At 61.3% G+C, this 26,576-nt stretch carries 28 protein-coding genes and 2 tRNA genes; 7 read left to right on the top strand and 23 right to left on the bottom strand.

What is annotated here, in order from left to right; translation table 11 throughout:
- Positions 1–19: 19 nt before the first annotated feature.
- From rpmI to uvrB, 7 genes are all read right to left on the bottom strand, one after another.
- Positions 20–220: a 50S ribosomal protein L35 gene (gene rpmI, locus R3E77_08750; GenBank protein MEZ5499500.1), complete on the bottom strand. Its 201-nt coding sequence runs from the start codon at positions 218–220 to the stop codon at positions 20–22.
- A gap of 90 nt (positions 221–310) precedes the next feature.
- Positions 311–832: a translation initiation factor IF-3 gene (gene infC / locus R3E77_08745; GenBank protein MEZ5499499.1), complete on the bottom strand. Its 522-nt coding sequence runs from the start codon at positions 830–832 to the stop codon at positions 311–313.
- A gap of 3 nt (positions 833–835) precedes the next feature.
- Positions 836–2,764 (bottom strand): threonine--tRNA ligase, encoded by a 1,929-nt coding sequence (gene thrS, locus R3E77_08740; GenBank protein MEZ5499498.1) that lies wholly within the window; start codon positions 2,762–2,764, stop codon positions 836–838.
- Between the two features lie 20 nt (positions 2,765–2,784).
- Positions 2,785–2,859: transfer RNA gene (locus R3E77_08735), tRNA-Val, on the bottom strand.
- 70 nt (positions 2,860–2,929) lie between these two features.
- Positions 2,930–3,250, bottom strand: coding sequence for a YbjQ family protein (locus tag R3E77_08730; GenBank protein ID MEZ5499497.1), 321 nt, complete (start codon positions 3,248–3,250; stop codon positions 2,930–2,932).
- Entirely contained in the window at positions 3,250–3,498 is a 249-nt protein-coding gene (locus R3E77_08725) for a hypothetical protein (protein MEZ5499496.1), read from the bottom strand. Before R3E77_08725 ends, R3E77_08730 begins: the two co-directional genes overlap by 1 nt.
- Positions 3,488–5,530, bottom strand: a complete 2,043-nt coding sequence (gene uvrB / locus R3E77_08720) for an excinuclease ABC subunit UvrB (protein ID MEZ5499495.1) — start codon at positions 5,528–5,530, stop codon at positions 3,488–3,490. The genes R3E77_08725 and uvrB overlap by 11 nt, the downstream gene beginning before the upstream one ends.
- Positions 5,531–5,626: 96 nt before the next feature.
- Between uvrB and R3E77_08715 the strand changes: the two genes are divergently transcribed.
- Positions 5,627–5,702 (top strand) — tRNA-Asn (locus R3E77_08715).
- Positions 5,703–5,712: 10 nt separating this feature from the next.
- On the opposite strand, the gene R3E77_08710 is transcribed toward R3E77_08715, so the two are convergent.
- Genes R3E77_08710 through R3E77_08700 form a run of 3 tightly spaced genes read right to left on the bottom strand, consistent with a single transcriptional unit; the run spans position 5,713 to position 7,061 of the window.
- Positions 5,713–6,156, bottom strand: coding sequence for a hypothetical protein (locus R3E77_08710; protein MEZ5499494.1), 444 nt, complete (start codon positions 6,154–6,156; stop codon positions 5,713–5,715).
- Positions 6,153–6,530, bottom strand: coding sequence for a hypothetical protein (locus R3E77_08705; GenBank protein ID MEZ5499493.1), 378 nt, complete (start codon positions 6,528–6,530; stop codon positions 6,153–6,155). The genes R3E77_08710 and R3E77_08705 overlap by 4 nt, the downstream gene beginning before the upstream one ends.
- Positions 6,531–6,533: 3 nt before the next feature.
- Positions 6,534–7,061 carry a sigma-70 family RNA polymerase sigma factor gene (locus tag R3E77_08700; GenBank protein ID MEZ5499492.1) on the bottom strand — a complete coding sequence of 176 codons (528 nt, stop codon included), beginning with the start codon at positions 7,059–7,061 and terminating at the stop codon, positions 6,534–6,536.
- 159 nt (positions 7,062–7,220) lie between these two features.
- On the opposite strand from R3E77_08700, the gene R3E77_08695 reads away from it, so the two are divergent.
- Positions 7,221–8,048 (top strand): cytochrome b/b6 domain-containing protein, encoded by an 828-nt coding sequence (locus R3E77_08695; GenBank protein MEZ5499491.1) that lies wholly within the window; start codon positions 7,221–7,223, stop codon positions 8,046–8,048.
- On the top strand, positions 8,045–8,809 hold the full coding sequence (locus tag R3E77_08690; protein MEZ5499490.1) for a molybdopterin-binding protein: 765 nt from the start codon (positions 8,045–8,047) through the stop codon (positions 8,807–8,809). Before R3E77_08695 ends, R3E77_08690 begins: the two co-directional genes overlap by 4 nt.
- Here the strand turns inward: R3E77_08690 and galU are convergent.
- From galU to gyrA, 10 genes are all read right to left on the bottom strand, one after another.
- Positions 8,806–9,705, bottom strand: a complete 900-nt coding sequence (gene galU / locus R3E77_08685) for a UTP--glucose-1-phosphate uridylyltransferase GalU (protein MEZ5499489.1) — start codon at positions 9,703–9,705, stop codon at positions 8,806–8,808. The genes R3E77_08690 and galU overlap by 4 nt on opposite strands.
- 116 nt (positions 9,706–9,821) lie before the next feature.
- The gene (locus R3E77_08680) at positions 9,822–10,127 is read right to left on the bottom strand and encodes a helix-hairpin-helix domain-containing protein (protein ID MEZ5499488.1); all 306 of its coding nucleotides are present in this window, start codon (positions 10,125–10,127) and stop codon (positions 9,822–9,824) included.
- A 110-nt stretch (positions 10,128–10,237) separates the two neighbouring features.
- A complete protein-coding gene (locus tag R3E77_08675) occupies positions 10,238–10,558 on the bottom strand; it encodes an integration host factor subunit beta (GenBank protein ID MEZ5499487.1) in 321 nt (106 codons plus the stop codon).
- Between the two features lie 70 nt (positions 10,559–10,628).
- Complete coding sequence (gene rpsA, locus R3E77_08670; protein MEZ5499486.1) at positions 10,629–12,305, bottom strand: 30S ribosomal protein S1; 1,677 nt, start codon at positions 12,303–12,305, stop codon at positions 10,629–10,631.
- 121 nt (positions 12,306–12,426) lie between these two features.
- The gene (gene cmk, locus R3E77_08665) at positions 12,427–13,119 is read right to left on the bottom strand and encodes a (d)CMP kinase (GenBank protein MEZ5499485.1); all 693 of its coding nucleotides are present in this window, start codon (positions 13,117–13,119) and stop codon (positions 12,427–12,429) included.
- On the bottom strand, positions 13,110–14,450 hold the full coding sequence (gene aroA / locus R3E77_08660) for a 3-phosphoshikimate 1-carboxyvinyltransferase (protein ID MEZ5499484.1): 1,341 nt from the start codon (positions 14,448–14,450) through the stop codon (positions 13,110–13,112). Before aroA ends, cmk begins: the two co-directional genes overlap by 10 nt.
- Positions 14,434–15,582, bottom strand: a complete 1,149-nt coding sequence (gene pheA / locus R3E77_08655; GenBank protein MEZ5499483.1) for a prephenate dehydratase — start codon at positions 15,580–15,582, stop codon at positions 14,434–14,436. The genes aroA and pheA overlap by 17 nt, the downstream gene beginning before the upstream one ends.
- 32 nt (positions 15,583–15,614) lie before the next feature.
- Complete coding sequence (locus tag R3E77_08650) at positions 15,615–16,784, bottom strand: phosphoglycerate dehydrogenase (protein ID MEZ5499482.1); 1,170 nt, start codon at positions 16,782–16,784, stop codon at positions 15,615–15,617.
- 6 nt (positions 16,785–16,790) lie between these two features.
- Entirely contained in the window at positions 16,791–17,870 is a 1,080-nt protein-coding gene (gene serC, locus R3E77_08645) for a 3-phosphoserine/phosphohydroxythreonine transaminase (protein ID MEZ5499481.1), read from the bottom strand.
- A gap of 61 nt (positions 17,871–17,931) precedes the next feature.
- A complete protein-coding gene (gene gyrA, locus R3E77_08640) occupies positions 17,932–20,559 on the bottom strand; it encodes a DNA gyrase subunit A (GenBank protein ID MEZ5499480.1) in 2,628 nt (875 codons plus the stop codon).
- A 135-nt stretch (positions 20,560–20,694) separates the two neighbouring features.
- On the opposite strand from gyrA, the gene ubiG reads away from it, so the two are divergent.
- Genes ubiG through R3E77_08620 form a run of 4 tightly spaced genes read left to right on the top strand, consistent with a single transcriptional unit; the run spans position 20,695 to position 24,212 of the window.
- Positions 20,695–21,414, top strand: coding sequence for a bifunctional 2-polyprenyl-6-hydroxyphenol methylase/3-demethylubiquinol 3-O-methyltransferase UbiG (gene ubiG, locus R3E77_08635; GenBank protein MEZ5499479.1), 720 nt, complete (start codon positions 20,695–20,697; stop codon positions 21,412–21,414).
- On the top strand, positions 21,411–22,112 hold the full coding sequence (locus R3E77_08630; GenBank protein MEZ5499478.1) for an HAD-IA family hydrolase: 702 nt from the start codon (positions 21,411–21,413) through the stop codon (positions 22,110–22,112). Before ubiG ends, R3E77_08630 begins: the two co-directional genes overlap by 4 nt.
- A complete protein-coding gene (gene rmuC / locus R3E77_08625; GenBank protein ID MEZ5499477.1) occupies positions 22,109–23,416 on the top strand; it encodes a DNA recombination protein RmuC in 1,308 nt (435 codons plus the stop codon). Before R3E77_08630 ends, rmuC begins: the two co-directional genes overlap by 4 nt.
- Positions 23,409–24,212: a YciK family oxidoreductase gene (locus R3E77_08620; protein MEZ5499476.1), complete on the top strand. Its 804-nt coding sequence runs from the start codon at positions 23,409–23,411 to the stop codon at positions 24,210–24,212. Before rmuC ends, R3E77_08620 begins: the two co-directional genes overlap by 8 nt.
- Here R3E77_08620 and R3E77_08615 read toward each other — a convergent pair.
- Genes R3E77_08615 through R3E77_08605 form a run of 3 tightly spaced genes read right to left on the bottom strand, consistent with a single transcriptional unit; the run spans position 24,136 to position 26,565 of the window.
- Complete coding sequence (locus tag R3E77_08615) at positions 24,136–25,011, bottom strand: S4 domain-containing protein (protein MEZ5499475.1); 876 nt, start codon at positions 25,009–25,011, stop codon at positions 24,136–24,138. The two genes, R3E77_08620 and R3E77_08615, sit on opposite strands and share 77 nt — an antisense overlap.
- Entirely contained in the window at positions 24,920–25,663 is a 744-nt protein-coding gene (gene scpB / locus R3E77_08610; protein ID MEZ5499474.1) for an SMC-Scp complex subunit ScpB, read from the bottom strand. Before scpB ends, R3E77_08615 begins: the two co-directional genes overlap by 92 nt.
- Positions 25,660–26,565: a ScpA family protein gene (locus R3E77_08605; GenBank protein ID MEZ5499473.1), complete on the bottom strand. Its 906-nt coding sequence runs from the start codon at positions 26,563–26,565 to the stop codon at positions 25,660–25,662. Before R3E77_08605 ends, scpB begins: the two co-directional genes overlap by 4 nt.
- Positions 26,566–26,576: the final 11 nt, after the last annotated feature.

The following is a 26,576-nucleotide window of genomic DNA, read 5'->3' as shown; positions in this document are numbered from 1 at the left end:
GTTTACTCCCGGCGGTTTCTCAGGCGTTTGGTAGCAGCTGATCGAGACGACCGACGTCGCTCTCATGGACCAGCGAGGACCCACCCGAGCGCAAATGTCGCTTGCGCTTGGAATCCTTGTGGCCGAGATTGTGGCGGCGATTCGACGCGTACCGTTTGTAGCCTTTGGCCGTCTTGCGAAAACGCTTGGCCGCGGCCCGGTTGGTCTTCAACTTGGGCATTTCTTCAACTCCACTTCGTATGCTCCGATCACAAAGCACATATGTGCTCGCTACGGGCGGGTTTTGCTGCAAAGGAGCAGCTTGTATCGACTACTTCTTCTTGGGTGCGAACACCATGACCATCTGCCGCCCCTCCATGGACGGAGTCTGTTCAACCACCGCATGCGGTGCCAAATCCGTCTCGACGCGACCGAGAAGTTTACGACCAATTTCCTGGTGCGCCATCTCGCGGCCGCGGTAGCGTAACGTTACCTTGGCCTTGTCGCCCTCTGTCAGGAAGCGAATCAGGTTACGCAATTTCACCTGGTAGTCCGCTTCCTCCGTCCCGGGACGGAACTTGATTTCCTTCACCTGGATCTGTTTCTGCTTGCGCTTTGCCGAATGCGCTTTCTTGTTCTGCTCGAACAGGAACTTTCCGTAGTCCATGATGCGCACTACGGGCGGCTCAGCGGTCGGCGACACTTCGACCAGATCCAGGCTCGCGTTGTATGCGAGATCAAGTGCCTCAAACCGACTCATGACACCGGCCTGCGATCCGTCGGCTCCTATCACGCGCACTTTCGGCGCAGTGATTTCCTCATTGCGACGGACGCGCTTGGCTGCTATGGCGATAAATCAACCCTCCAAAAGCGTGCGCCCGCGGCTATCGACCTCTGCCTTGAGTCCCGCAGCGAATGCTTCGGGACTCATGGCACCTAAATCCTTGCCACTGCGGGAGCGCACAGAAACCTGATTGGCAGACACTTCCTTGTCGCCCGCGATCACGAGATACGGAACCCGCATCAACGTGTGTTCGCGAATCTTATAGCCCACCTTTTCGTTACGCAAGTCGGATTCGACCCGAACTCCCTGATTTTTAAGAAAATCTGAGATTTTTTCGACGTAACCCTGCTGCCGGTCGGTGATGTTCATGACGACGACCTGCACCGGCGCCAGCCAGGCTGGCAAGCGCCCGGCATGATGCTCGATCAGAATGCCCAGGAACCGCTCCAGCGAGCCGAATATCGCCCGGTGCAGCATGACGGGCGTGCGCTTCTGGCTCGCCTCATCGATGTAATAGGCCCCGAGGCGCCCAGGCATGTTGAAATCGACCTGCAAGGTACCGCATTGCCAGTCGCGGCCAATTGCGTCCCGCAGGACGAACTCGAGCTTCGGTCCATAGAACGCGCCCTCGCCCGGGTTGTGGCTGTATTCGATACCTGCTGCCCGCGCGGCCTGCTTCAGGGCGGCCTCCGCGCGGTCCCAGATAGCATCGTCGCCCACCCGCTGTGGTGGCCGATCGGAGAATTTGATCGCCACGTCGTCGAAGCCAAAGTCGCGGTAGATATCGAGGATAAGTCGGGTCACCGCGACCGACTCGTCCGTGATTTGGTCCTCGGTGCAAAACACGTGCGCGTCATCCTGGGTGAATGCACGAACGCGCATCAAGCCATGCAAGGCACCTGACGGCTCGTAGCGATGCACCTTGCCGAACTCGGCAAAACGAATGGGCAGGTCGCGGTAGCTACGCAGGCCGTGACGGAATATCTGCACATGCCCCGGGCAATTCATCGGTTTGATCGCGTACTTGCGCTCGTCGGGTGTCTGGGTGAGATACATGTTCTCGCCAAACTTCTCGAGGTGACCGGATTGCTGCCACAGGCTCGCGTCCATGAGTTCCGGCGCATTGACCTCCTGGAAGGCGGCCGCAGTTTGACGGTCGCGCATGAACGCGACCAGGCGCTGGAAGACCTGCCATCCCTTCGGATGCCAGAAAACCGCACCCGGAGCCTCTTCCTGCATATGGAACAAGTCGAGTTCGCGGCCGATGCGCCGATGGTCACGCTTTTCCGCCTCCGCGAGCCGATGCAGATAGGCCTCGAGCTGCTTTTTGTCGAGCCAGGCCGTACCGTAGATGCGTTGCAGCATTTCGTTGCGTGAATCGCCGCGCCAATACGCGCCGGCGACCTTCATCAACTTGAATGCCTTCAGAAATCCGGTCGAGGGCACGTGAGGACCGCGGCACAGATCGACCCAGTCGCCCTGCCCGTACAGGCTGATCGGTTCGCCCGAGGGAATCGCCGCGATGATCTCGGCTTTATAGATTTCGCCTTTGTCGCGGAAGAACTGCACGGCGGCATCGCGCGCCATCTCCGTGCGCATGACTACGAGGTCGGCCGCAGCCAGCTCCTGCATGCGCTTCTCGATGGCCTCGAGGTCTTCGGGCGTGAACGGCCGTTCGAAGGCAAAGTCGTAATAGAATCCGTCTTCGATCACAGGGCCGATAGTTACCTGCGCTTTGGGGAACAACTGCTGAACCGCCTGGGCGAGAAGATGTGCCGTGGAATGCCGAATGATTTCAAGCGCCACCGGATCCTTCGCGGTGACAATCTCGACATGCGCATCCCGATCGATGGCGTGGCTGGTGTCGACCAGCTGACCATCGACTCGGCCGGCGATCGCGGCCTTGGCAAGCCCTGCGCCGATGGCGGCAGCGACTTCGGCAACCGTCGGTGGACTCGGAAACTGGCGTTGGCTGCCATCAGGCAGCGTCACAGTAGGCATGGGTCAGGCTGTCGCGAAATTGGTAGGCGCGAGTGGGATCGAACCACCGACCACTTCCATGTCAAGGAAGTGCTCTACCACTGAGCTACGCGCCTGTCCCCGAGGGCCGCGAAAGATACTAGAGGCTGCCGCAGGTGGCAAGGTATTCCACAGAAAAACAAAGGGTTAGCGCCTCGCCAGTTTGACCGCCGTGCCGAAAGCCAGCAATTCGGCGGCACCACCCAGAATAGTCGACGTTACAAAGCGCACAGTGACAATACCATCTGCCCCGAGTTTGCGGGCCTGGGCCTGCATGCGGTCGAGCGCCTGTTCGCGCGCCTCGGCGAGCATTTTGGTGTATTCGGGGATCTCGCCACCCACGATGCTGCGCAGACCCGCCACGATGTCCTTGCCAATGTGGCGCGAGCGCACGGTGTTGCCTCGCACTAATCCCAGCGTCGCAGTGATTTGATAGTCTGCAAAAAGATCCTGGGTCGTCACTAGCATTACTTGTCCACTTCTTTGTCGTAGTAGTTGTCCTCGCTATTGCTGAGGCGCTCCTTGATGACCTTGATGAGAAGCAGTCCGACCGCAAGCAGGACAGCGAGGCCGATCAGGCCAAACGGCAATGCAGCCACCATGCCGGCCACGATCGCTGCCAACCAAAGCAGCGCCAATATGCCCAGGATCGTATAGCTGATTTTCTCGAATACATCCATGGCGGACAGTTTGGCGTAGCGAACGTCAGCCGGCAAGCCGCCCGTCTGGGCCGAAACCCGAGCGTTTCAGCGCCGCGATTTCGTCCCGCAATTGCGCCGCACGCTCGAACTCGAGGTTGCGCGCCGCCTTGAGCATCGCCGATTCCAGCTCCTTGACGCGTCGCGCGACCTGCTCCGGCCCAAGGTGCGCGACCGTGCCAGTCGAATCGCCCGACTTTCGCGAACGACTGGCTGCACTATCCCGGCCGCGCTTGCCCTCCGAGCGCGCCCCTTCCATGACGTCCGTGACCGCCTTGACGATTCCGCGCGGCTCGATCCCGTGAGCCTCGTTGAACTGCTGCTGCTTGCTGCGTCGACGCTCTGTCTCTTCGATCGCCCTTTTCATCGAACCGGTGATTCGATCCGCGTACAGGATGGCACGGCCGTGAATATTGCGGGCCGCGCGCCCGATCGTCTGGATGAGGGAATTGTCCGAGCGCAGAAAGCCTTCCTTGTCGGCATCGAGAATGGCAACCAATGCCACCTCGGGCATGTCCAGTCCCTCGCGCAGGAGATTGATACCCACCAGTACATCGAACCGGCCCAGTCGCAGGTCGCGGATGATTTCCACTCGCTCCACGGTCTCGACGTCAGAGTGAAGATAGCGAACTCGAATGCCGTGATCGTGCAGGTACTCGGTCAGATCCTCGGCCATGCGCTTGGTCAGTGTAGTTATGAGCACACGTTCGCCGCGATTGACGCAGTGGTTGATCTCCGAGAGCACATCGTCGACCTGAGTTGCCACCGGTCGAACGCTGACCTGCGGATCGAGCAGTCCGGTCGGCCGGGCCACCAGCTCGACCACCTGTCCGGCATGACGCGCTTCGTAGCCACCCGGGGTTGCAGAGACAAAAATCATCTGCGGCGCCAGGGATTCCCACTCTTCGAATTTCAGGGGGCGATTGTCAAGGGCCGACGGCAGTCGAAAGCCATACTCCACCAGCGTTTCCTTGCGCGAACGATCGCCCCGGTACATTGCGCCAAGTTGCGGGATCGTCTGGTGGCTCTCGTCGACCACCAGCAACGCGTTCTGCGGCAGATAGTCGAACAAACAGGGTGGCGGCTCACCGGATTCGCGTCCGGACAGGTAGCGCGAATAGTTCTCGATGCCCGCGCAATAACCGACTTCCTGCATCATCTCCATATCGAACAGCGTACGCTGCTCAAGGCGCTGCGCCTCGACCAACTTGCTCGCAGCGCGCAACTCCTTCAAACGAACCGCCAACTCACCCTTGATCTGCTCGACCGCCTGAAGAATGCGCTCGCGCGGAGTCACGTAATGCGATCCGGGATAGACCGTGTAACGGGGCAACTTGCGCAACACTTCGCCGGTCAACGGATCGAAAAGAGACAGCGTTTCGATGGTGTCGTCGAACAGCTCCACCCGGACGCCCTCCCGTTCGGACTCCGCCGGAAAGATGTCGATGACATCGCCCCGCACACGATAACAACCGGCTGTCAGGTCAAGTTCATTGCGCGTGTATTGCATGTCGGCCAGGCGACGTAACAGTCGGCGCTGATCCAGGGCCTCGCCCCTCTGCAGATGCAGGACCATGGCCAAATAGGCCTGGGGGTCGCCCAATCCGTAGATGGAAGACACTGTGGCGACGATAATGGAGTCGGAACGCTCGAGCAGGGACTTGGTTGCCGACAGTCGCATTTGCTCGATGTGATCGTTTATCGACGCATCCTTCTCGATATAGGTGTCGCTCGCCGGCACATAGGCTTCGGGTTGGTAGTAGTCGTAATAGGAAACGAAATACTCGACGGCGTTGTTGGGAAAGAATTCGCGAAACTCTCCGTACAATTGCGCAGCCAGTGTCTTGTTGTGCGCCAGAACGAGCGCCGGCCTCTGCACCGCAGCAATAACATTCGCAATGGTGTAGGTCTTGCCCGACCCGGTGACACCGAGGAGTGTCTGGTGGGCGAGACCACTCGCCAGGCCCTCGATCAGCGCTGCAATCGCCTGCGGCTGGTCGCCGGCCGGGGAGTAATTCGACTGCAACTGGAATGTGCGCTGTTCTTTCACTTAGAGTGGAATAGTACGCGCATTCATCACATTGCTGCGCCTGTCGCTTGACTCGCGGCGGCGCATTGCTGAAAATCCGCGCCTTTCCCGCCTAGTTCCCCGGTAGCTCAGTCGGTAGAGCGTCGGACTGTTAATCCGTTGGTCGTTGGTTCGAGTCCAACCCGGGGAGCCACCGTGTCGCGTTATTTCCCTGACTGCGCCAGCGTAAGATCGCGCGCCGCCCGCACCTGCTCATCGGTCAGCATGTTCTTGATTTCGATCAGCATCTCGAGATAGAGAAGTTTCTTGCGATTCTCCGCAGTCACCACCTTGTCCGCCTGGGCAAGTGCCAAGGCTGAATCGACTGGATGCTTCTCGAGGCTGGCCTGCAATTCCGTGCCACTGTCAAGGAGTTCGAAATCGATCTCCGAGGATTTGGCCTGTACTGCGATCAGTTTTTTGCGCAGCGCACTGCGTTGGGCATCCGTCAGGTGCAGCTCGCCGCGATGTTGCAGGATGAAGTCCGGCGCGAACAAACGACCGAGCATCCAGTCGTCTTTTGGCGTGTCCGCAGCCACCGCAATTGCGGCGAGTGCCGTAAGGATGCATGGCGTTACCAGATAGAGAATCACTTGAGTTGGCTTCACAATACTGACTCCAGGAATGGGTTCGGAATGGCTCCGAGATCTAGTGGCGAAGGCGGTTGATAGGCGTACACGTCGAGCAATGAATCGGTGGGCGCCCTCCACAAATCCATGGGCGATCGGGTTTGCGCCAGCATGGGATCGCGCAGCTCGATCGCGACCCGATCGGCGCGGGTTCCGGGCAACAGCAGCCATCCCAGTGCTACCGCGAGCAGTGCAGCGGCTGCCCATGCAACCTTGCGCGACACGGGCGGACGCTCGGGGCGGGCATCGGCAAGCATGGCGTCGAAACCTGGCGTCCTGATCCCGCGCTCAGACGCAGCCAAGGCGGCACGAATTCTCGCGCCAAGCTGCATGTCGGTCATTGGTTCGCCCATTGGCTAGCCCTCGCCATTGCGCTGCGCCAGGAGACGCCGCAATCGCGCCTTGCCTCGTTCGTAGTGCACACGGGCACTACCGGGCGAGATACCGATAATGGCTGCGACTTCGTCGAGCGTGAAGTCCCGATAGAAGACCAGTTCCAATACCTCGCGTTGTCGCCGGGGCAATCGCATCCAATGGCGCCACACGTGGCGCGCGTCGGATGCATCCGCGCAGCTGTCCGGACCTTCCTCGATTGATTCTGCCGGCATGCGCCAGCCGATCGCGGCGGCGCGCAATCTTCGACGCAGCGATTGCCGGGCAATGTTGCGCAGGACGCCGAATAGCCAGGTGCGCAGACTCGATCGACCGGAAAATCGCGCCCGACCGTCCAGGATATACAAATAAGTCGTCTGCAGAACATCGGCAGCATCCTCCGCATCACCATGACAGCAGCGCCTGGCCCAACCGTATGCCGCTGCGTGCAGGGCACGCAGATCGCGCAGCGTCAGCAACGGATTGGCAGCGAGCGGTTGTTCCTCGCGCACGGGGTCTCCATGAAACCTTGGTGTCCGGCAATGCCCTCGTATATGACATTCACGGCGCCAAGGCGCCAGCTCGCTGGAGTTTGCCGTCCGCTGACCCTACAATATGTAACTTCCTAGCGCCATCAAGCGGCAGTTGCAACTGCGTGCAGGAGTGAGTCCGTGACGCCCGAGTCGACATCGCGCGGCGGAGAACTGGCCAAGCGGCACCGCCGTTCGACGAGACTATGGCACTGGCTGAACGCCTTCGCCGTCGTCATCCTGCTGATGAGCGGTCTCACGATTTTCAACGCCCATCCGCGCCTTTACTGGGGTCAGTTCGGAGCGAATCAGGATGCCGCCTTCCTGGAAATCTCGAGCAGCCCCACATCGGGCAATCTGCGCATCGGCGACTGGCGCATCGAAACCACGGGCTTGCTCGGTAATTGGCGCGATTCAGACGGCAACGTTCAACGACGCGCATTCCCGGGCTGGGCGACTATTCCGTCCAGGTACAATCTTGCGCTCGCTCGACGGTGGCATATTTTCTTTGCGTGGTTGCTGGGAATCTCACTTGCCGCGTATCTCGCGTGGAGCCTCGCAAACCGTCACATGATTCGCGACCTGTCACCGCGAGCCAGCGAATTGCATCCGCGCCACCTCTGGCACGACATCAAACAACACGCGTTGCTACGCTTTCCCACCGGTGCGGCGGCCCTGCGTTACAACATACTGCAAAAACTCGCCTACCTGGCAGTGCTGGTGCTGCTTTTGCCCGTTCTGGTGCTGACCGGCATGACCATGTCGCCGGGGTTGAATGCGGCGTGGCCCTGGTTGCTCGACGTATTTGGCGGGCGCCAGAGTGCCCGTAGTCTGCATTTCATGGGAGCGCTCTTGATGGTTCTGTTCGTGGTGGTGCATCTACTGATGGTCTTACTCGCTGGTCCGTTCAACGAGATTCGCTCGATGATCACCGGGAATTACCGCTTGCCAAAGGAGCGAAAACCATGAACCGCTTGTACTCCCGGCGTACGCTCGTTCGGTCCATGATTGCGGGAGCCAGCAGTCTGGCCGTCGCGGGCTGCGATCGTATTGGCAATTCGTCGGCAGGCAGAACGCTACTGTATTCCGCAGAGGGACTCACCTACCGTGCACAGCGGCTGATCACAAATCGCAATGCGCTTGCCCGCGAATTTTCGTTGTCGGATTTGTCGCCCGTATTTCGCACCAATGGCAATACCATGCCAGCTGCGCCCGAATATCAACGCCACCTCAGTGAGCGCTTCGTCAATTGGCGTCTGGTTGTCGACGGTTCGGTAGACGCGCCCGTCCGTGTCAGCCTTGCGGATCTTCTCCGGTTGCCGCAGCGCACGCAGATAACGCGTCATGACTGCGTGGAAGGTTGGAGCGCAATCGGTCAATGGACGGGCGTAGCCATGAAGGTTCTTCTCGACGCCGCACGCCCTCGGCCAAGCGCCCGGTACGTCGTTTTACATTGCGCCGACGACTTTCGCGGCACCATGTACTACGAGAGCATCGACATGGTCGATGCCTACCATCCGCAAACGATATTGGCCCACAGCCTGAATGGTCAGCGTCTGCCGGTTGGCAATGGCGCGCCGCTGCGATTGCGCGTTGAGCGCCAGCTTGGCTACAAGCAGGCGAAGTATGTCATGCGCCTGCAGCTGGTCGACAGTCTCAAGGACATCGGAGCGGGTCGTGGCGGCTATTGGGAGGACAAGATTGGCTATGAGTGGTACGCAGGCATCTAGCGCGCGGATGATCTGCGTTTATGTGTCAGCTGATCGAGATAGCCGGCAAAATCCCGGCCTAGCGAGGCGTGCTTGAGTCCATACTCGACGGTTGCCTGCAGGTAGCCGAGCTTGCTGCCACAGTCGTAGCGCTTGCCTTTGAATCGGTATGCCCAGACATCCTGCTCCGCCATGAGCGCAGCGATACCATCCGTGAGCTGAATCTCGCCACCTGCGCCTTTGCCGATCTTGGCAAGATGATGAAAGACTCGCGGCGCGAGCAGATAGCGACCGACAACCGCAAGCGTCGACGGGGCATCCTTGGGCCTGGGCTTTTCGACGATACGTTCGACTCGTGCCGCGCTACCCTTCACTCGACCGGTCGCCACGATGCCGTACTTGTCGGTACTGCTGCGCGGGACATCTTCGACTCCGAGCACGCTTCCGCCTACCCTTGCATGGAGGGCGGCCATTTGCTTCAAGCAGGAGACGCGTGAGTCGATCAGGTCGTCGGCGAGGTGCACAAAAAATGGGGCATCGCCAACAGCCGGCCGTGCGCAAAGCACCGCGTGCCCCAGACCCAAAGGCGCGGGTTGGCGAATATAAATGCAGGTCACATCTCTTGGCAGCACACTACGCACCTGCGCAACGAGATCGTGCTTGCCCTGTGCCAGCAGCGCGTCTTCGAGCTGTTGGTCGACATCGAAGTGATCTTCGATTGCGCGCTTGGATGAACCGGTGACGAATATGAGGCGGCGTGCGCCGGCCGCGACCGCCTCTTCGACCGCGTACTGAATCAGCGGCTTGTCGACAATGGGCAACATCTCCTTCGGACTCGCCTTGGTCGCTGGGAGAAAGCGCGTTCCGCGCCCAGCCACCGGAAACACCGCGACATCGACGGGGGTTTTCTTTTTCATGCGGTGACTTTAATGCAGTTCTGGCGCAGGCGCATGTGCCAAGGGTCGCATTCTGCACCGCAAGCGACCGAGGCCCGAAAAATGCTGGGCGGGCCTCGGCCAATATGCGAAAAGGCCTAGTTCTCGCGCTTGGGAGCTGGCCTTGCGGAACTCGCGGGCTTGGAGCTGCGGCCGAGCAATATGTCCTTGCGATTCTGGTCGATGACTTTCTGGCCAATGCCACGCACTAGTGCCAGGTCATCTGCCGTACGGAACGGACCATTCTTCTTGCGGTACTCCACGATGGCCTGGGCTCGAGTGGTGCCGATCCCGCGAAGTGCGCGCGCGATCGTTGGCGCGTCCGCGCTGTTGATATCGACTGGTTCGGCACTTGCGAGCGCAGCACCAATACAAAGCAGTGAAGACAGGATGAGTCGTCGCATGACATACGCCTCCGTGCGTAATGGTCCGGCACCGGTACCGGCAGGATCAATCTAAGCCGGGTCGCCAGGAGATGCAGCGGTCGAACTTGGCGCAAACCGCTAGAAATGCGTCAGTCGCGGATAGGTCGATCTGCGCCATCGTTGACGCGTTCGCGCAAGTCCTTGCCAGGCTTGAAATGCGGGACATATTTGCCGGACAGGGCGACCGCTTCGCCGGTCTTTGGATTGCGACCCTGCCGCGGCGGGCGAAAGTGCAGGGAGAAACTGCCAAATCCGCGTATCTCGATGCGCTGGCCAGTAGACAACGCATCGCTCATGATTTCCAGTATCTGCTTGAGCGCGAGCTCAACGTCTTTGGTCGGCAGATGCTTCTGCTTCGCCGCGACAATCTCGATGAGTTCCGATTTGGTCATCTCGCCCCCCGCCCCCAAGCGCTTGATCGAGTGGGAGTCGGCGCCACCTGCGTGGCGCCGAGCCCCTGGTTGTTGTTATCGAAGCCCGTCAGTTCCGGTCGCCGATTTGCTCCTTGAGCAGATCACCGAGCGTGGCACCACCCGAAGCTGCAGTCTCCGAACGGTAGCTCTCGACCGCCTCGGCTTCCTCATGAACCTCGCGCGCGCGAATGGACAAGGTGATGCTACGCGTCTTTCGGTCGACGCCGGTAAACTTGGCTTCTACTTCATCGCCAACCTTGAGCACGGTTCGAGCATCATCGACTCGATCGCGACCCAGTTCGGAGGCGCGCAGCTGGCCTTCGATTCCCTCTCCGAGGTCGATTACGGCACCACGCATGTCGACTTCCTTGACCGTACCTTTGACGATGCTGCCCTTGGGGTGCTCGGCTATGTAGCTCGAGAATGGATCCTGGGCGAGCTGCTTGATGCCGAGCGAAATGCGCTCCCTTTCGGGGTCTATGGACAGAACGACAGCCTCGATCTGCTGGCCTTTCTGGTAATTGCGCACCTCTTCCTCACCGGTGCCGTCCCAGGAGATATCCGACAGGTGCACAAGACCGTCGATGTTGCCAGGCAACCCGATGAATATTCCAAAGTCCGTGATGCTCTTGATCTGGCCGGAAACATGGTCGCCGCGCGCATGATTCTCGGCGAATTCCTTCCACGGGTTCGACTGGCACTGCTTGAGACCCAAGGAGATGCGACGACGCTCCTCATCGACGTCGAGTACCATCACCTCGACTTCCTGACCGACATGTACGACCTTCGCCGGGCTTACGTTCTTGTTGGTCCAGTCCATTTCGGACACGTGGACCAACCCCTCCACACCGTCCTCGACCTCAACGAATGCGCCATAGTCGGCAATATTCGTGACCTTTCCGAAAACGCGCGTGTTCGGCGGGTAGCGCCTGGCAATGTTTTCCCATGGATCCGGACCGAGTTGCTTCAGGCCCAGCGAAACACGCGAGCGCTCCCGATCGAACTTGAGAATGCGGACTTCCACTTCCTGGCCGACTGCTACGACTTCGGATGGGTGTTTGACACGCTTCCAGGCCATGTCCGTTATGTGCAACAGGCCATCGATACCACCGAGATCGACAAACGCGCCGTAATCGGTCAGGTTCTTGACCGTACCGCGTACCACGGCGCCTTCCTCGAGATTCTCCATGAGCGCGCTGCGCTCTGCCGAGAACTCGGCCTCGACCACCGCGCGACGTGAGACCACGACATTGTTGCGCTTCTGGTCGAGTTTGATCACCTTGAACTCGAGAGGTTTGTTCTCGAGGTAGGCGGTGTCGCGCACCGGCCTCACATCCACGAGCGAGCCCGGGAGGAATGCGCGCACGTTGTCTATTTCGACGGTGAAACCGCCCTTCACGCGGCCCGTGATGACGCCGGTGACGATTTCGGCATTGTTGTAAGCCTCTTCGAGCCGCGTCCAGGTGCGCGCTCGCTTGGCTTTTTCCCGCGACAAGCGGGTTTCACCCGTGCCGTCCTCGACGGCATCCAGGGCGACCTCGACCTGATCACCCGCGGCCACCTCGACGGTGCCACTTTCGTTCTTGAATTGGTCGATTGGAATTACGGCCTCGGATTTCAATCCGACATTGACGATGACGACGTCATCCGTCACATCGACGACCAGGCCCGTCAGAATCATGCCGGGGCGAATGCGCTGGTTGGCAAGACTCTGCTCGAATAGCTGAGCGAAACTTTCTGTCATGATGGATTTACTTGTGCTGGCGCGGGGAACGCGCTCTATTGGTTTAGGGCCGCTTCCGCATCCAGCGGACAGCCGGTTCTGTTGAAAATGTCGCAACGCTCCGTGTTGACGACCGCCAAAATTACTCCCACAACGCCCGCTGACGCCCCAGATCGAGAACGGCAGCGACCACTTGATCGATGGTCAATCCTGTCGAATCGATTATCCTGGCGTCGGGCGCCGCCGCCAGGGGCGACACCTTCCGGCTCGTATCGCGCTCGTCACGGAGCGCTATCTCGCGCGAAAGGGCGGCAAGGCTAACATCTAACCCTTTGTCTTTCAACTGCTTATAGCGCCTCGCGGCTCTCTCGGTCGAGCTCGCGGTGAGGAAGACCTTGAGCTCTGCGGCCGGAAAGACGGTAGTGCCCATGTCGCGGCCATCCGCTACGAGTCCCGGCGGCTCGACGAATCGCCGTTGGCGACCCAACAGGGCTTCGCGCACGGATGGCCAGGCGGCCACCCGGGATGCGCCCTCGCCTGCGGTCTCGGTCCGGATCGCGGCGGTGACATCGCTGCCTTCCAGAAGCACCTTTTCCGCCCCCGAAGCCGTCGAGCCGAACTCGACCAGCATCGTGCGCGCGACAAGCGCATGGCCCGGCTCATCCTCGCGATCGAGACCAGCCTGCTGCCCGGCGAGTGCGACCAGGCGATACAGGGCCCCGCTATCGAGCAAGTGCCAACCGGTTGCAGCGGCCAGCCGACGGCTGATCGTGCCTTTGCCGGAACCAGACGGTCCATCGATTGCAACGATGGGCGGGTGTCGGGTCAACTGCATTCCTGCACCGGAAGGCCCGAATGGCGCGCGAGCGAGGCAAAGTCGGGGAAGGAGGTTGCGACATTTCGCACATCAGCAATGTGGATCGGGCCCGACGCGCGCATGGCTGCGACGGCGAATGCCATGGCGATCCGGTGATCGCCGAATGACTCAACCCGACCACCGTTGATTTCGCCGCCTGTAATCGCAATGGAATCGCCTGCAAGGTGATGTTCGACCCCAAGATTTGCAAGCCCCGCAGACATGCTTGCCAGGCGATCCGACTCTTTCACCCGCAGCTCGGCCGCACCGTCTACGTGTGTCGTGCCTTGAGCGGCTGCAGCTGCAACAAAAATCACCGGCAGTTCGTCGATCAGCCGCGGTACCATCGCCGCGTCAATTCGGATCGCACGCAACTCGCTCGGAAACACAACGATATCGCCGCGTGGTTCGGCATCGCGACCCGCAAGCAATTTGACCTCGATTTTGCCGCCCATGGCGCGAAGCACATCGAGGACTGCAGTACGCGTCGGATTGATGCCGACATTCCGCAGCAGCAATCGGCCCTTGCGTGCCAGCAATGCCGCAACGATCAGAAACGCTGCAGATGAAATATCGCCCGGGATTGCAACCTCGGTTCCGCGAAGGGACTGACCCCCGGCAAGACTCACGGCGTTGCCATTGCGCTCGAGCCGTACCCCGAACTGCTGGAGCATGATCTCGGTATGGTCGCGACTCGGATGGGGTTCGATCAGCCGAGTGATGCCACCGGCGGGGATTGCGGCGAGCAATATGGCCGACTTGACCTGGGCGCTCGCAACCGGCATTTCGTAGTCGATGCCTGCCAGGCGCCTGCCGCCGTGCAAAGTAACCGGCGCATGGCCTTCCGTTGTGGATATGCCCGCCCCCATTGCGCGCAAAGGCTTCGCCACGCGTTCCATTGGTCGGCTGCGCAGGGATTCGTCGCCAGTCAAGATCGTGGGAAAAGGCAGTCCGCACAGCAACCCCATGAAAAGACGCATTGCAGTGCCGGAGTTGCCAAGATCGAGCGGTTCCGTCGCTGCATTCAGTGCGGCGTATCCCGACCCATGCACGCGCAGGCTTTGCGGATCGAGCTCATCGATGCGAACGCCCATGGCGCGCATTGCCTTCATCGTTGCCAGCACGTCTTCGCCCCGCAGCAGCCCGGTAATGGTGCTGCAGCCATCGGCAATGCCACCAAGCATCAGTGCACGGTGCGATATGGACTTGTCACCGGGGACGCTCAGTGAGCCGGATATTTCGGTGGCCGGCGTTACCAGCCAATTCGGGCCGCTGCCCATCGCAGTTCCGGCATCAGACGAGAATTGCACGCGGGTAGGAGCCGAGAATTCGAAACAGCGACGCCCGCGACTTGAGCTGCTCGAGAGCCTTCGCAACGTGACGGTCTGCGGCATGACCCTCGATGTCGATAAAAAAGACATAGTCCCATTTGCGCCGCCGCGATGGCCGGGACTCGATACGTGTCATGGTGACGCGGTTTCGGGCGAGCGGCGCGAGCAGCTCGTGTAGGGCGCCGGGCGAGCGAGTGTCCCCGGCGGAAAGCAACAGAGTTGTTCGATCGTCACCGCTTGGCGAGAACAGTTTGCGCCCGATGACGAAAAATCGGGTCGTGTTGTCTGCCCTATCTTCGATTTCGTTCGCCAGCAACTTCAGGCCGTAGATCTCGGCGGCCGTATCCCCGGCGATTGCTGCGGTACCGCGTTCATCACGCGCTCGTCGCGCTCCTTCGGCGTTGCTGGCGACGGAGACCTGCTCGACATCCGGGACATACTCGTTGAGCCAGTTGCGGCATTGTGCCAGCGCCTGGGCATGAGCACAGATGCGCTTGATACTTTGCAGGTCCTGCATGCATCCCATCAGATGATGGTGCACGCGAAGTTCAACTTCGCCACAAATCTTGAGGGGCGAGGACAGGAAACGGTCAAGCGTATGATTGACGGTACCCTCGGTCGAGTTCTCGATTGGCACGACGCCGAACTCGGCGCTCCCGGCCTCGACTTCGTGAAAGACCTCGTCGATGGAGTCGAGCGGCAACGCCCGCACCGAGTGGCCGAAATGCTTGAAAACCGCGGCCTGGGTAAACGTGCCTTCGGGACCGAGGAATGCAACTTTCAGCGGTTCCTGCTGCGCGAGGCATGCCGACATGATTTCCCGGAACAGGCGGGAAATCTCCTCGTTGCGCAGCGGTCCGCGATTGCGCGCTATGGCCTTGCGCAACACCTGGGCCTCGCGTTCCGGTCGGTAGAAGTCGACGGTGTGCCCCGCCGCGTGCTTGGAGATTCCGACGGACTGGGCGAGACGTGCGCGGTCGTTCAGCAGTTTGTGGATGGCTTCGTCGATGGTATCGATCTGCTCACGAATATTGTCGAGGGAATTGTTCGATCCGCCACCCGTGCCCACCCGGGCGCGAGTCGTTGACTTCGATTTTGGCGGTCGCGCCATGCATGTTCCCCGAAATTACCGGATCACGACAATCAGACGATGCGCGCCGCGAGGACGCCGTCTATGGCGCGCACGGCGGCGAGCGTGGCCGCAGAGATCCTGCCTTCAGCGTCGATCAGTGTGTATGCGAACTCGCCGCGCGACTTGTTGAGTAGCTCGGCGATATTCAACCCCGCCTCGGCCAGGCAGGTCGAGACCTGGCCAACCATGTTCGGCACGTTGCTATTCGCGACTGCCAGACGTGACGTGCCTGGTGCGCGCGGCAAAACGGCCTCAGGAAAATTCACGCAATTGCGGATATTGCCGTTCTCCAGATAATCGCGAAGCGTGTCGACCACCATCACCGCACAGTTGTCCTCGGCTTCGCCCGTCGAAGCGCCAAGATGAGGCAAAGTCACGACACGCGGATGGTCCTTGAGGCCATTCTTCGGAAAATCGCAAACATAGGCGTGCAGGCGCGCGGCATCGAGGGCAGCGATCATGGCGGCATCGTCAACAATGGGCGCGCGGGAAAAATTCAACACGACGCCGTCCGGCTTCATCAGGGCCAGGCGGGGCGCATTGACGAGATTTCGGGTACCGTCCGCAAGTGGAACGTGAACGGTGACGATATCGGCCCTATTGAACAGGTCTTCGAGCGAAATTGCCTGCTCGACGTTCGACGACAGCTGCCAGGCGCGTTGTACCGTAATCTGCGGGTCGTAGCCCAGGACCTTCATGCCGAGGGCCAACGCGGTATTGGCCACTTCCACGCCAATCGCACCGAGCCCTATGACGCCCAGCACTCGACCAGGCAGCTCGAACCCGACGAAATTCTTCTTGCCCTTTTCGGTGGCCGCATCGATCGTCTTGTCGTCGCCCTCGAGTTTGCGGGCAAAATCCCAGGCCTGGCAGATATTGCGCGCTGCAAGGAACAGGCCAGCCACGACCAGCTCCTTTACCGCATTGGCATTGGCGCCAGGCGCGTTGAAAACCGGTATGCCCCGCGCCGCGAGCGCGGCGACCGGAATATTGTTCACGCCCGCGCCCGCGCGAGCCACCGCAAGGAGCGAGGCCGGAATGGTCTGCGTATGCATATCGGCCGAGCGCACCAGGATGGCGTGCGGATCGGCCGTGTCGTTGCCGACCGCATAGTTCCCGGCGGGCAAGCGCGACAGGCCTTTTTCACTGATGTTGTTGAGGGTACGGATACGGAACGACATGGGCATTCAACCGTTGCGGCGCGCAAATTCAGTCATGAAGGCAACAAGCGCCCTGACGCCGTCCTGCGGCATGGCGTTGTAGATGCTCGCCCTCATGCCACCGACGGAGCGATGGCCCTCGAGATTCACCAGGCCTGCCGCTTTGGCCTCGCCGAGGAACTTGCCGTCCAGACCGTCTCGCGCAATGGTGAACGGGACATTCATGCGCGAACGGCAATCGTGGTGAACAGGGTTCGCATAAAAGCCGGAAGCATCGATGTAGTCATAAAGAAGTTTCGATTTTTGCGCATTGTCGCGCGCGACCTGCGCAAGACCACCACGGCGCTTCAGCCACTTGAACACGAGACCGGCAACATACCAGGCAAAGGTCGGCGGCGTGTTCAACATTGAACCCGCTTCGGCCATCTGTTTGTAATCGAGCACGAGCGGCGTCGCGGAGCGCCCCCGCCCTAGCAGGTCGTCCCGCACGATCACCACACACAAGCCGGACGGCCCGATATTCTTCTGCGCACCTGCGTAAATCAGTCCGTAGCGATCAATCTCGAGCGGCTGCGACAGGATATTGGAGGACATGTCCGCCACCAGCGGTACCGCGCCGGTATCGGGAATGTACGGGAATTCAACGCCGCCGATGGTTTCGTTCGGCGTGTAGTGAAAATATACGGCACCGTCGCTCGCCGACAGATCCTGAGCCGCCGGAATGGTCGAGTAGTTGCTGGCCTTCTCGTCTGCGACCACATTCACCTTGCAGAACTGGCGCGCTTCGCCGATGGCCTTCTTGGACCACGCGCCCGTGTTGACGTAGTCGACCACGGCACCGGGTTCGGTCAGGTTCATGGGTACTGCGGCAAACTGTGCGGTCGCACCGCCTTGCAGGAAGAGGACCCGGTAGTTCGCCGGGATATCGAGCAGATCACGCAGGTCCTGCTCCGCCTCGGCAGCCACTGCAATGAACTCCTTGCTGCGATGGCTGACTTCCATGACCGACATACCGCGACCCTGCCAGTCGGGCAACTGCTCTTGGGCTTCCTGCAGCACTTCCAGCGGCAGGACTGCCGGCCCGGCGGCGAAGTTGTAGACGCGCACGGAGTTCCTCAGGACTCGAACGGGTGGGACCGGGTTATTGTAGCAGCCACCGAAGAAACGGTCAGTCCGGCGTGTCGGTGCCGCGCACCTCGTCGCCGGCTTCGCCTGGAGCCACCTCGGCGCTGCCTTCGTCAATCTCGACCAGGTCATCATCCCCAGCGAGCCGGTCGATGGATTCGATTCCCGACAGTCGTTCACCATCGCCCAACCGGATCAATCGCACCCCCTGGGTATTGCGGCCGACGACCGAAATCTCCCCGACCGCCGTACGCACCAGCGTGCCGGCAGAGCTGATCAGCATGATTTCCTGCTCCGGCGCGACCAGCAATCCAGCGACCATGGCACCATTGCGGTCCGTGGTCTGAAGGGCGATGACACCCTGCCCGCCGCGACCGTGCACTGGAAAGTCATCGAGCGGCGTGAGCTTGCCGAAGCCGTTCTCGGATGCGGTCAGCACGTAGCCCTGATCAACGACAATGAGCCCGATGACGCTCTGTCCGGTCGCGAGCCGTATGCCCCGCACGCCGGTCGCATCGCGCCCCATGGCGCGCACTTCCTGCTCATGGAAGCGGATAGCCTTGCCACCGCTGCTGCACAGGATGATGTCGCGACGACCGTCGGTGAGCGCAACCCCGACGAGGCGATCGCCTTCGCGCAGGTCGACGGCAATGATGCCGCTCGCACGCGGCCTGGAAAACGCAGACAGCGGTGTCTTCTTGACGGTGCCGTTGCTGGTGACCATGAACACGAAGTGTTCATCGTCGAATTGCTTGATCGGCAGGACTGCGTTGATGCGCTCACCGTCCACGAGCGGCAACAGGTTGACCATGGGTTTGCCGCGCGCATTTCGGCCAGCCTGAGGCAGTTCGAAAACCCGTACCCAATACACCTTGCCGTGATTCGAGAAACACAGCAACGTGTCATGGGTATGCGCTACGAAAAGCTTCTCGACGAAATCCTCGTCCTTGACGGCGGTTGCCGACTTGCCTCGGCCACCACGGCGCTGCGTCTGGTACTCGGTCAAGGGCTGCGACTTGGCATAGCCTGCATGGGACATCGTGACCACGACGTCCTGCGGCTCGATAAGGTCCTCGGTGGCGAGATTGATGTGGTCGCGGTTGATCTCGGTGCGACGCGCATCGCCGTAGGTGTCACGGATTTCCATCAGCTCAGCGCGCACGACCTCGGTGAGGCGCTCACTGCGCGCCAGGATGTCGCCGAGGTCCCCTATCTTCGCGAGCAATTCGCGATATTCGCCGAGAATGCGCTCCTGCTCGAGACCGGTGAGCCGATTGAGGCGCATGTCGAGAATGGCCTGCGCCTGAGCCTCCGAGAGCCGATAGGTCGCACCGTCCGTAGCAAGGCCGACATCACCCGCGGTCTCCTTTGGGCGCGTGGAAATTGTGCCGGCCCGCGCCAACATCTCGGGCACCGAACCTGCTCCCCAGGCTCGCGCCAGCAGCGCCGACCTGGCATCCGCAGGCGAGGCGGCAGCCTTGATGGTCGCGATGATCTCGTCGATGTTCGACAGCGCAACGGCCAGTCCTTCGAGTATGTGCGCCCGCTCGCGGGCTTTGCCGAGATCGTAAATGGTGCGGCGTGTAACGACCTCGCGGCGATGGCGCAGGAAGCAGTCGAGAATATCCTTCAGCGACAACAGTCGTGGTTGACCATCGACGAGAGCGACCATGTTGATGCCGAACACTGTCTCCATGGGCGTCTGCGCATAGAGATTGTTCAGCACGATGTCGGCAACCTCACCGCGCCGCAGCTCGATGACTACGCGCATGCCGTCCTTGTCCGACTCGTCGCGCAGCTCGGAGATACCCTCGATATTCTTGCCGCGAACCAGGTCAGCGATGCGCTCCAGCAGGCGTGCCTTGTTGACCTGGTAGGGTAGCTCGGTGACGATAATGGCCTGCCGATCACCGCGGCCGATTTCCTCGATATGGGCGCGCGCACGAATCGACAGGCGACCGCGGCCGCTCTTGTAGGCAGTGACGATTTCCTGGGCGCCGTTGATGATTCCCGCAGTCGGAAAATCCGGGCCGGGGACATGCTGCATCAGGCCAGCAAGGGAAATCTCCGGATCGTCGATGACGGCAATGCAGGCATTGACGATTTCGGTCAGGTTATGCGGCGGAATGTTCGTCGCCATGCCAACGGCGATACCCGAGGAGCCGTTGACCAGCAGGTTCGGCACGCGTGACGGCAGGACCGCCGGTTCGTGCTCGGACTCGTCGTAATTGGGCACGAAATCGACCGTTTCGTGGTCGATATCCGCCAGCAACTCCGCCGCGATCCGCGACATGCGCACTTCGGTGTAACGCATGGCGGCCGGTGCGTCGCCATCGACCGAACCGAAATTGCCCTGGCCGTCCACCAGCAGGTAGCGCATGGAAAAGGGTTGCGCCATGCGCACGATTGCGTCGTAGACCGCGGAATCGCCGTGCGGATGGTATTTGCCGATCACATCGCCGACTACGCGCGCCGATTTCTTGTACGGCTTGTTGTAGTCGTTGCCCAGCTCGCGCATGGCATAGAGCACACGCCGGTGAACGGGTTTCAGGCCATCGCGGGCGTCGGGCAAGGCACGCCCAACGATTACGCTCATGGCATAGTCGAGGTACGACTGCCGCATCTCGTCTTCGAGATTGACCGGCAGCACTTCACGGGCGATTTCGGTCATTCGTGCTGGGGTTTCTGCACAGGAATCTGCATGCGAAATTCTATCACAACCAGGATCAAAACAGGTGGTCGCCCGGGTGCGGCAACGCGCGCAATGACCGCGCAATGCGCCGTCCCCAGCCGATATACTTCACCGGTGCCGCAAGCGTCTCAAAATGCCAACGTCGACCCCGCGGAAATCGACAAATTCGACCGCAGCGCACATCAGTTCTGGGATACAGAGGGACCGTTTCGCGGCCTGCACGCCATGAACGCGGCGCGCATGGAATTCATCCAGAGACATGAAAACCTGTCCAATCGCCGGGCGCTCGACGTCGGCTGCGGCGGCGGACTCCTCGCCGAATCATTGCGCCGGCGCAACGCGACGGTGGTCGGCATCGACCTGTCCATTGCCATGGTCGAGGTCGCAAGGCTCCATGCCGCGCAGGCCGGGTTGGCGATCGATTACCAGCGGATTTCCGCTACCGACTTGGCGAGCAGCCACCCTGCTCATTTCGACATCGTGTGCTGCATGGAATTGCTCGAACACGTGCCCGACCCGGAGCAATTGCTGCTCACGCTAGGGCAACTACTCGCGCCGGGCGGTTCGCTGTTCGTCTCGACCATCAATCGCAATCCGAAATCCTTCGCCCTGGCGGTCGTCGCAGCCGAGTATGTCCTCGGCCTGGTGCCGCGCGGCACCCACGACTATCGCCGCTTCATCAAACCCTCGGAACTCGCCCGAGCAGCGCGGAAAACGGGCCTGGAGATTTCAGCCGTCGCCGGGCTCACCTTCAACCCCCTGACGATGCAATGCGCGCTCGGCGAAGACATCGATATCAACTACATCGCCGCGCTGCGATTGCAAGACTCATGACCCGCAACCGATTGCCCCCGGTACGCGCCGTCCTTTTCGACCTCGACGGTACCCTGCTCGATACAGCGGACGACTTGGCGTCTGCAGTCAATCGCCTGCGCGCCGAGGAGCAGCTGCCGGCACTGCCGGTCACGCAGTTGCGCGGCTGGGTCTCCCACGGTGGCTCCGCGTTGGTCGCGCAGGGATTCCCTGGAGTCAATGGAGCGCGATTCGACGATTTGCGCCGGCGCTTTCTCGAGCACTATCGCGCGAATCTTCACGAGCGAACGCAGATGTTCGCCGATTGCGATCAGGTCCTGGGCTATATCGAAGCGAACCGCCTGCGGTGGGGCATCGTCACCAACAAGGCGACCTGGTTGACCGAGCCATTGTTGCAAGGCATAGGTTTGCGGGACCGCCCCGGATGCCTTGTCTGTGGAGACACAACGGCCCACAGCAAACCGCATCCTGCGCCGCTCCTGCATGCGGCCGGCCAGCTCGGCGTCGATCCGGCGCAATGCGTATACATCGGCGATGCGGAACGGGACGCCCTGGCTGCAAGGGCCGCCGGTATGCGTTGCCTGATCGCGGCCTATGGTTATTACCACGCGGGCGAGAACCCGCGCAGCTGGCCGGCCGACGGCTGGCTCGGCAGACCCTTTGAACTGATCCACTGGCTGCGCGATGCAGCGAGCCTCGATGCGTCGTCGCCGCCATGACCGATACCTGGCTTCTCATCGCGTTTTCTCTGACGGCATTATTTGCTGGAGCACTCGGTTTCCTGGGTGGGCGCCTGCGCGAGGCGAGTCGTGTCGAACGAATGCGCGGCGAGCTCGAGGCCGCCCGCGCGCGGCTCGAGGCGCAGCTGCAAAGCGAACAGGCGCAACTGGCGTTGCTCGAACAAAGCGAGCAGCGACTGCGCGTGGCATTCGATGATCTCGCCAGTGATACCTTGCGGAACAACAGCGAACTGTTCCTGCGCATGGCCCGCGAAACGCTCACGACCCAGCAGCAGGCCGCGAGCGGTACACTGCGAGAACGCGAAGCCGCTGTACAGGCCATGCTCGATCCGATACGCAGCGCACTCGAGAAGACGGAAGCCCAGGTGGCGAGCCTCGAAAGGGAGCGGCGCGACGCATTCACGCAACTGCGGACGCAAATCGAATCGCTGGCGAGCGGTCAGGCGCAGCTGGGTCGCGAGACGCGCAATCTCGTCACTGCATTGCGCCGCCCGGAAGTGCGCGGGCGATGGGGCGAAGTGACGCTGCGACGCGTGGTCGAACTCGCCGGCCTTACCGAACATTACGATTTTTCCGTGCAGGTCCAGCGCAGCGATGATGACTCCACCCTGCGCCCCGATCTTGTCGTGCACATGCCGGATGCACGCGAACTTGTGATTGATGCCAAGACACCGCTCGATGCCTATCTCGAAGCGCTCGAATGCGAAGATGACGACCAGCGCCGCGGAGCGCTGCAGCGCCATGCGAGCCAGGTCGCGCAGCGGGTATCGGAACTTGGTGCCAAGCGATACTGGGCGAGCTTCGAGCGCAGTCCGGAGTTCGTCGTATTGTTTCTGCCGGGAGATCAGTTTCTGTCGGCCGCGTTGACCGTGCGCCCGGAATTGATCGAAGATGCCATGCGCCGCAATGTCGTGCTGGCGACTCCCTCGACATTGATAGCGCTGCTCAAGGCAGTTGCGTTCGGCTGGCGCCAGGTCGACGTTGCAAAAAATGCCGAAACAATCCGTCAACTCGGCCAGGAACTCTACGCGCGACTCGGCAAGTTCACCCAGAATCTCTCCAGCGTGGGCGACAGGCTGCAAGCCGCAGTGGACAGTTACAACCGTGCCGTCGGCTCACTCGAACGCAAGGTACTGCCACAGGCGCGGCGATTCAGCGAGCTTGGCGCAACCGCCGAGTCTGCGCTCGATGAGCCGGCACAAATCGACAAACAGGTCCGCGCCCCACGCCTCGCCGCAGACGATGCGCGCGCTGTGCGTGGAGACGAGTCCGCTGATGACTGAATTCGACTGGTCGGCTTACCGACCCGGCGCTGATGAGTTGCGCGGCAGGGTTATAGCGATTACAGGCGCCAATGGCGGCATAGGCACAGCGCTTGCCTTGAGTTGCGCGCGCCATGGGGCCGAGCTGGTCCTGCTTGGGCGAGACGGCAAAGCCTTGAACAGCCTGGCCGACCGGATCGAAGATGCGGGTGGCGTCGCGCCTTCGATCGCCGTCCTTGATCTCGAGAACGCGCTTGCCGCGCAATATGACGAAACCGCGGGGGCGATCCAAACGCGCTATGGTCGCCTGGACGGCCTCGTACACATGGCTGCGTTGCTCGGCATTCTCGCCCCTGTCGAACACTACGACGTCCCCACATGGTGCCGGGTTCTGCAGGTCAATCTGACCGCGGCATTTGCGCTGACCCAGGTCATGCTGCCGCTGTTGCGCCGCTCGGACGACGCCTCGGTGGTGTTCACCACGAGTTCGGTCGGACGCAAGGCAAGGGCATTCTGGGGCGCGTATGCCGTCTCGAAATTCGGCGTCGAGGCTTTGACCCAGCTGCTTGCCGAGGAACTGGGCGGTTCGACCCGCATCAGGGTCAATGCCGTCAATCCGGGGCGAACGCGCACTCGCATGCGTCGCCAGGCATACCCCTCCGAAGACCTGGGCAGCCTGCCGGCGCCGGAGGATGTCATCGCACCGTATATCGGTCTGTTGGGGCCTGCGGCCCGCGGCATCAATGGCCGGAGTTTCGACTGTCAGCGGGGTGCTGCGGCTGCGCCTTCAGCAGCTGCTGGAGCTCAACAGCCGTAAGCTCGCGGCTGCGGCCGCGGGCCAGGTCGCGACCGAGCGCGAGAGCCCCAAAACGGATGCGCAGGACGCGACTGACGGTCGCTCCCTGTCGCTCGAGGAGTTGGCGCAATTCGTGTCCGCTGGCATCACGCGCCTCGATTTCATACCAGCGGTTGCTGCCTTCTCCGCCCACTTCCTGCAATGCCAGCACATCGATACGTTTTCCCGAGTCGAGCTGCCCGCCCAGAATTGAGGCTCGGTGCGCCTCGTTCAACTCGCCGCGAATCCGCACGCTGAATGTGCTCTGCCACGTGGCACTGGCGCGTTGCAATCGGCTCGCAATTTCGCCATCGGCCGTGATGATCTCGAGGCCTCCGTCTATTCGCGGCAACGGACTGACCGCGATGAATCGGCGTCCGCTGCGGCGCGGCAATGTCGCAGCGAGACTGTCTTCGTGGCCGGCCCCGGAAAGCAACCATTGGCCCGGTGAGCGGTTGCAGAGCAGGACGGGAAGGGATTGCTGGCCGAGCTGTCGCCTGAGTTCGCGACCGTCCAGTTCGATGCGATCGCCCGGCGCTGCCCGATCCCCTGGCGCAGCCTTGCGGCCATTGATGGTGACCCGTCCGGCTTCGATCCAGCGGTCGACTTCGCGACGTGAACCAAAACCACGGGCAGCGAGGTATTTCTGCAGTCGCTCCGCCTTGCGCGTAGCGGCTGCGTGCGGGCTGTCAGTCGTGATTTTCCGAACCGGACGCGACCAAACCGCTGCTGCTCGCCTCGACTTCGGCGCAGAGTTGGTCTTCCGTCGATTCTTCGTCATTGCCATCGTCGGTCGCCTCACACAGCTCTGTGCCTTCGACCGCCAGCTCCCCAACCGAATCCCCGGCATCCGGGCCGGGGTCCGCGATTTCCGTGCCTGGCAGGTCCAACTGCGGATCGAGCTCCAGCATGGAACGAATTTCGGCGAGCGGCGGCAGCTCGTCGATCCGCGCAAGGCCAAAGTAGTCGAGGAAATCCCTTGTCGTACCTAGCAGTTCCGGGTGACCGGGTACGTCGCGATGCCCAACGACCTTGACCCAGCCTCGTTCAACAAGCGTCCGCACGATATTCGGGTTGACGGCAACGCCGCGTACGGCTTCGATCTCGGCCCGGGTGATGGGCTGGCGATAAGCGATCAGGGCGATCGTCTCGAGCATCGCGCGCGAGAAGCGCGGTGCTTTTTCCGGCCACAGTCGCGCAATCTGCGTCGCCCACTCACTGCGCACCTGTATGCGATAGCCACCGGCCACCTGGGCAAGCTCTATGCCGCGCCCCTCGAATTGCAGGGCGAGCGACTGCAACGCCGACCGCACTTCAGCTGCTGATGGCCGCTCTGCCTCGTCGGCGATTGCCACAAGGTCGCTGATCTGCAAGGGTCGACCGGCGGCCAGCAATGCAGCCTCGACCATATTGCGCAGACGATCCTCACTCATTGGCCAGGCTCCGCATTGTCACTGTCTTCCACCAGTCGCAGATTGTTTCGGGCCGCGGCACCGCGCACATGCAGCGGCCCGCAGAACTCGGTTTGCACGACGTCGATCAGGCCCTCGCGCATCAGTTCCAGCACCGCAACGAATGTTACAGCAATACCCATGCGGCCTTCCTGGACATCGAAAAGCTGCTGGAATTCCAGGTAGCTGCTGCCGCCCAGCGCTTCGAGAATCGCGCTCATTCTCTCGCGGACGGACAACGGCTCGCGCGCAATGTGGTGATGACTGAAATGCTCGGCGCGCGCGACCACATCCCGAAACGCCAGGATCATCTCGCGCAGCGTGACCACCGGCAGGGGTTTGCTGCGCGGCAGATCGGGCGACACTGCCTCTGCCGTCCATACGTCGCGCTCGAGACGCGGCAGTCTGTCGATGTTCTCCGCCGCCTGCTTGAATCGTTCGTACTCCTGCAGCCGACGGACCAGCTCGGCGCGCGGATCGTCGGACTCATTGGAGTCGGCATCGGAACTGCGTGGCAGCAGCATCCTCGATTTGATTTCCGCGAGCGTCGCAGCCATCAGCAGATACTCGCCTGCCAATTCGAGCTCCAGGTTCTGCATGAGATCGATGTACTTGACGTACTGGCTGGTAATTTCCGCGATGGGTATGTCCAGAATGTCGAGGTTCTGGCGCCGGATGAGATAAAGCAGCAGGTCGAGCGGACCCTCGAATGCCTCGAGAAAGACCTCGAGCGCCTGAGGCGGTATGTACAGGTCGCGAGGCAACTCGGTGATCTGCTCGCCTTGCACCACGGCAAATGGCATCTCGACCTGCGCCGGCTGGACTGCGGCCGGCGCAACCTGCGCCGGTCTGCCGACTATGAGCTTGAGCTTTGGTTTAGCCAATGCACTGCACC

The organism is Steroidobacteraceae bacterium, from assembly GCA_041395505.1.
Classification (GTDB): domain Bacteria; phylum Pseudomonadota; class Gammaproteobacteria; order Steroidobacterales; family Steroidobacteraceae; genus JAWLAG01.
This window is presented reverse-complemented; position numbering and strand designations above follow the sequence as displayed.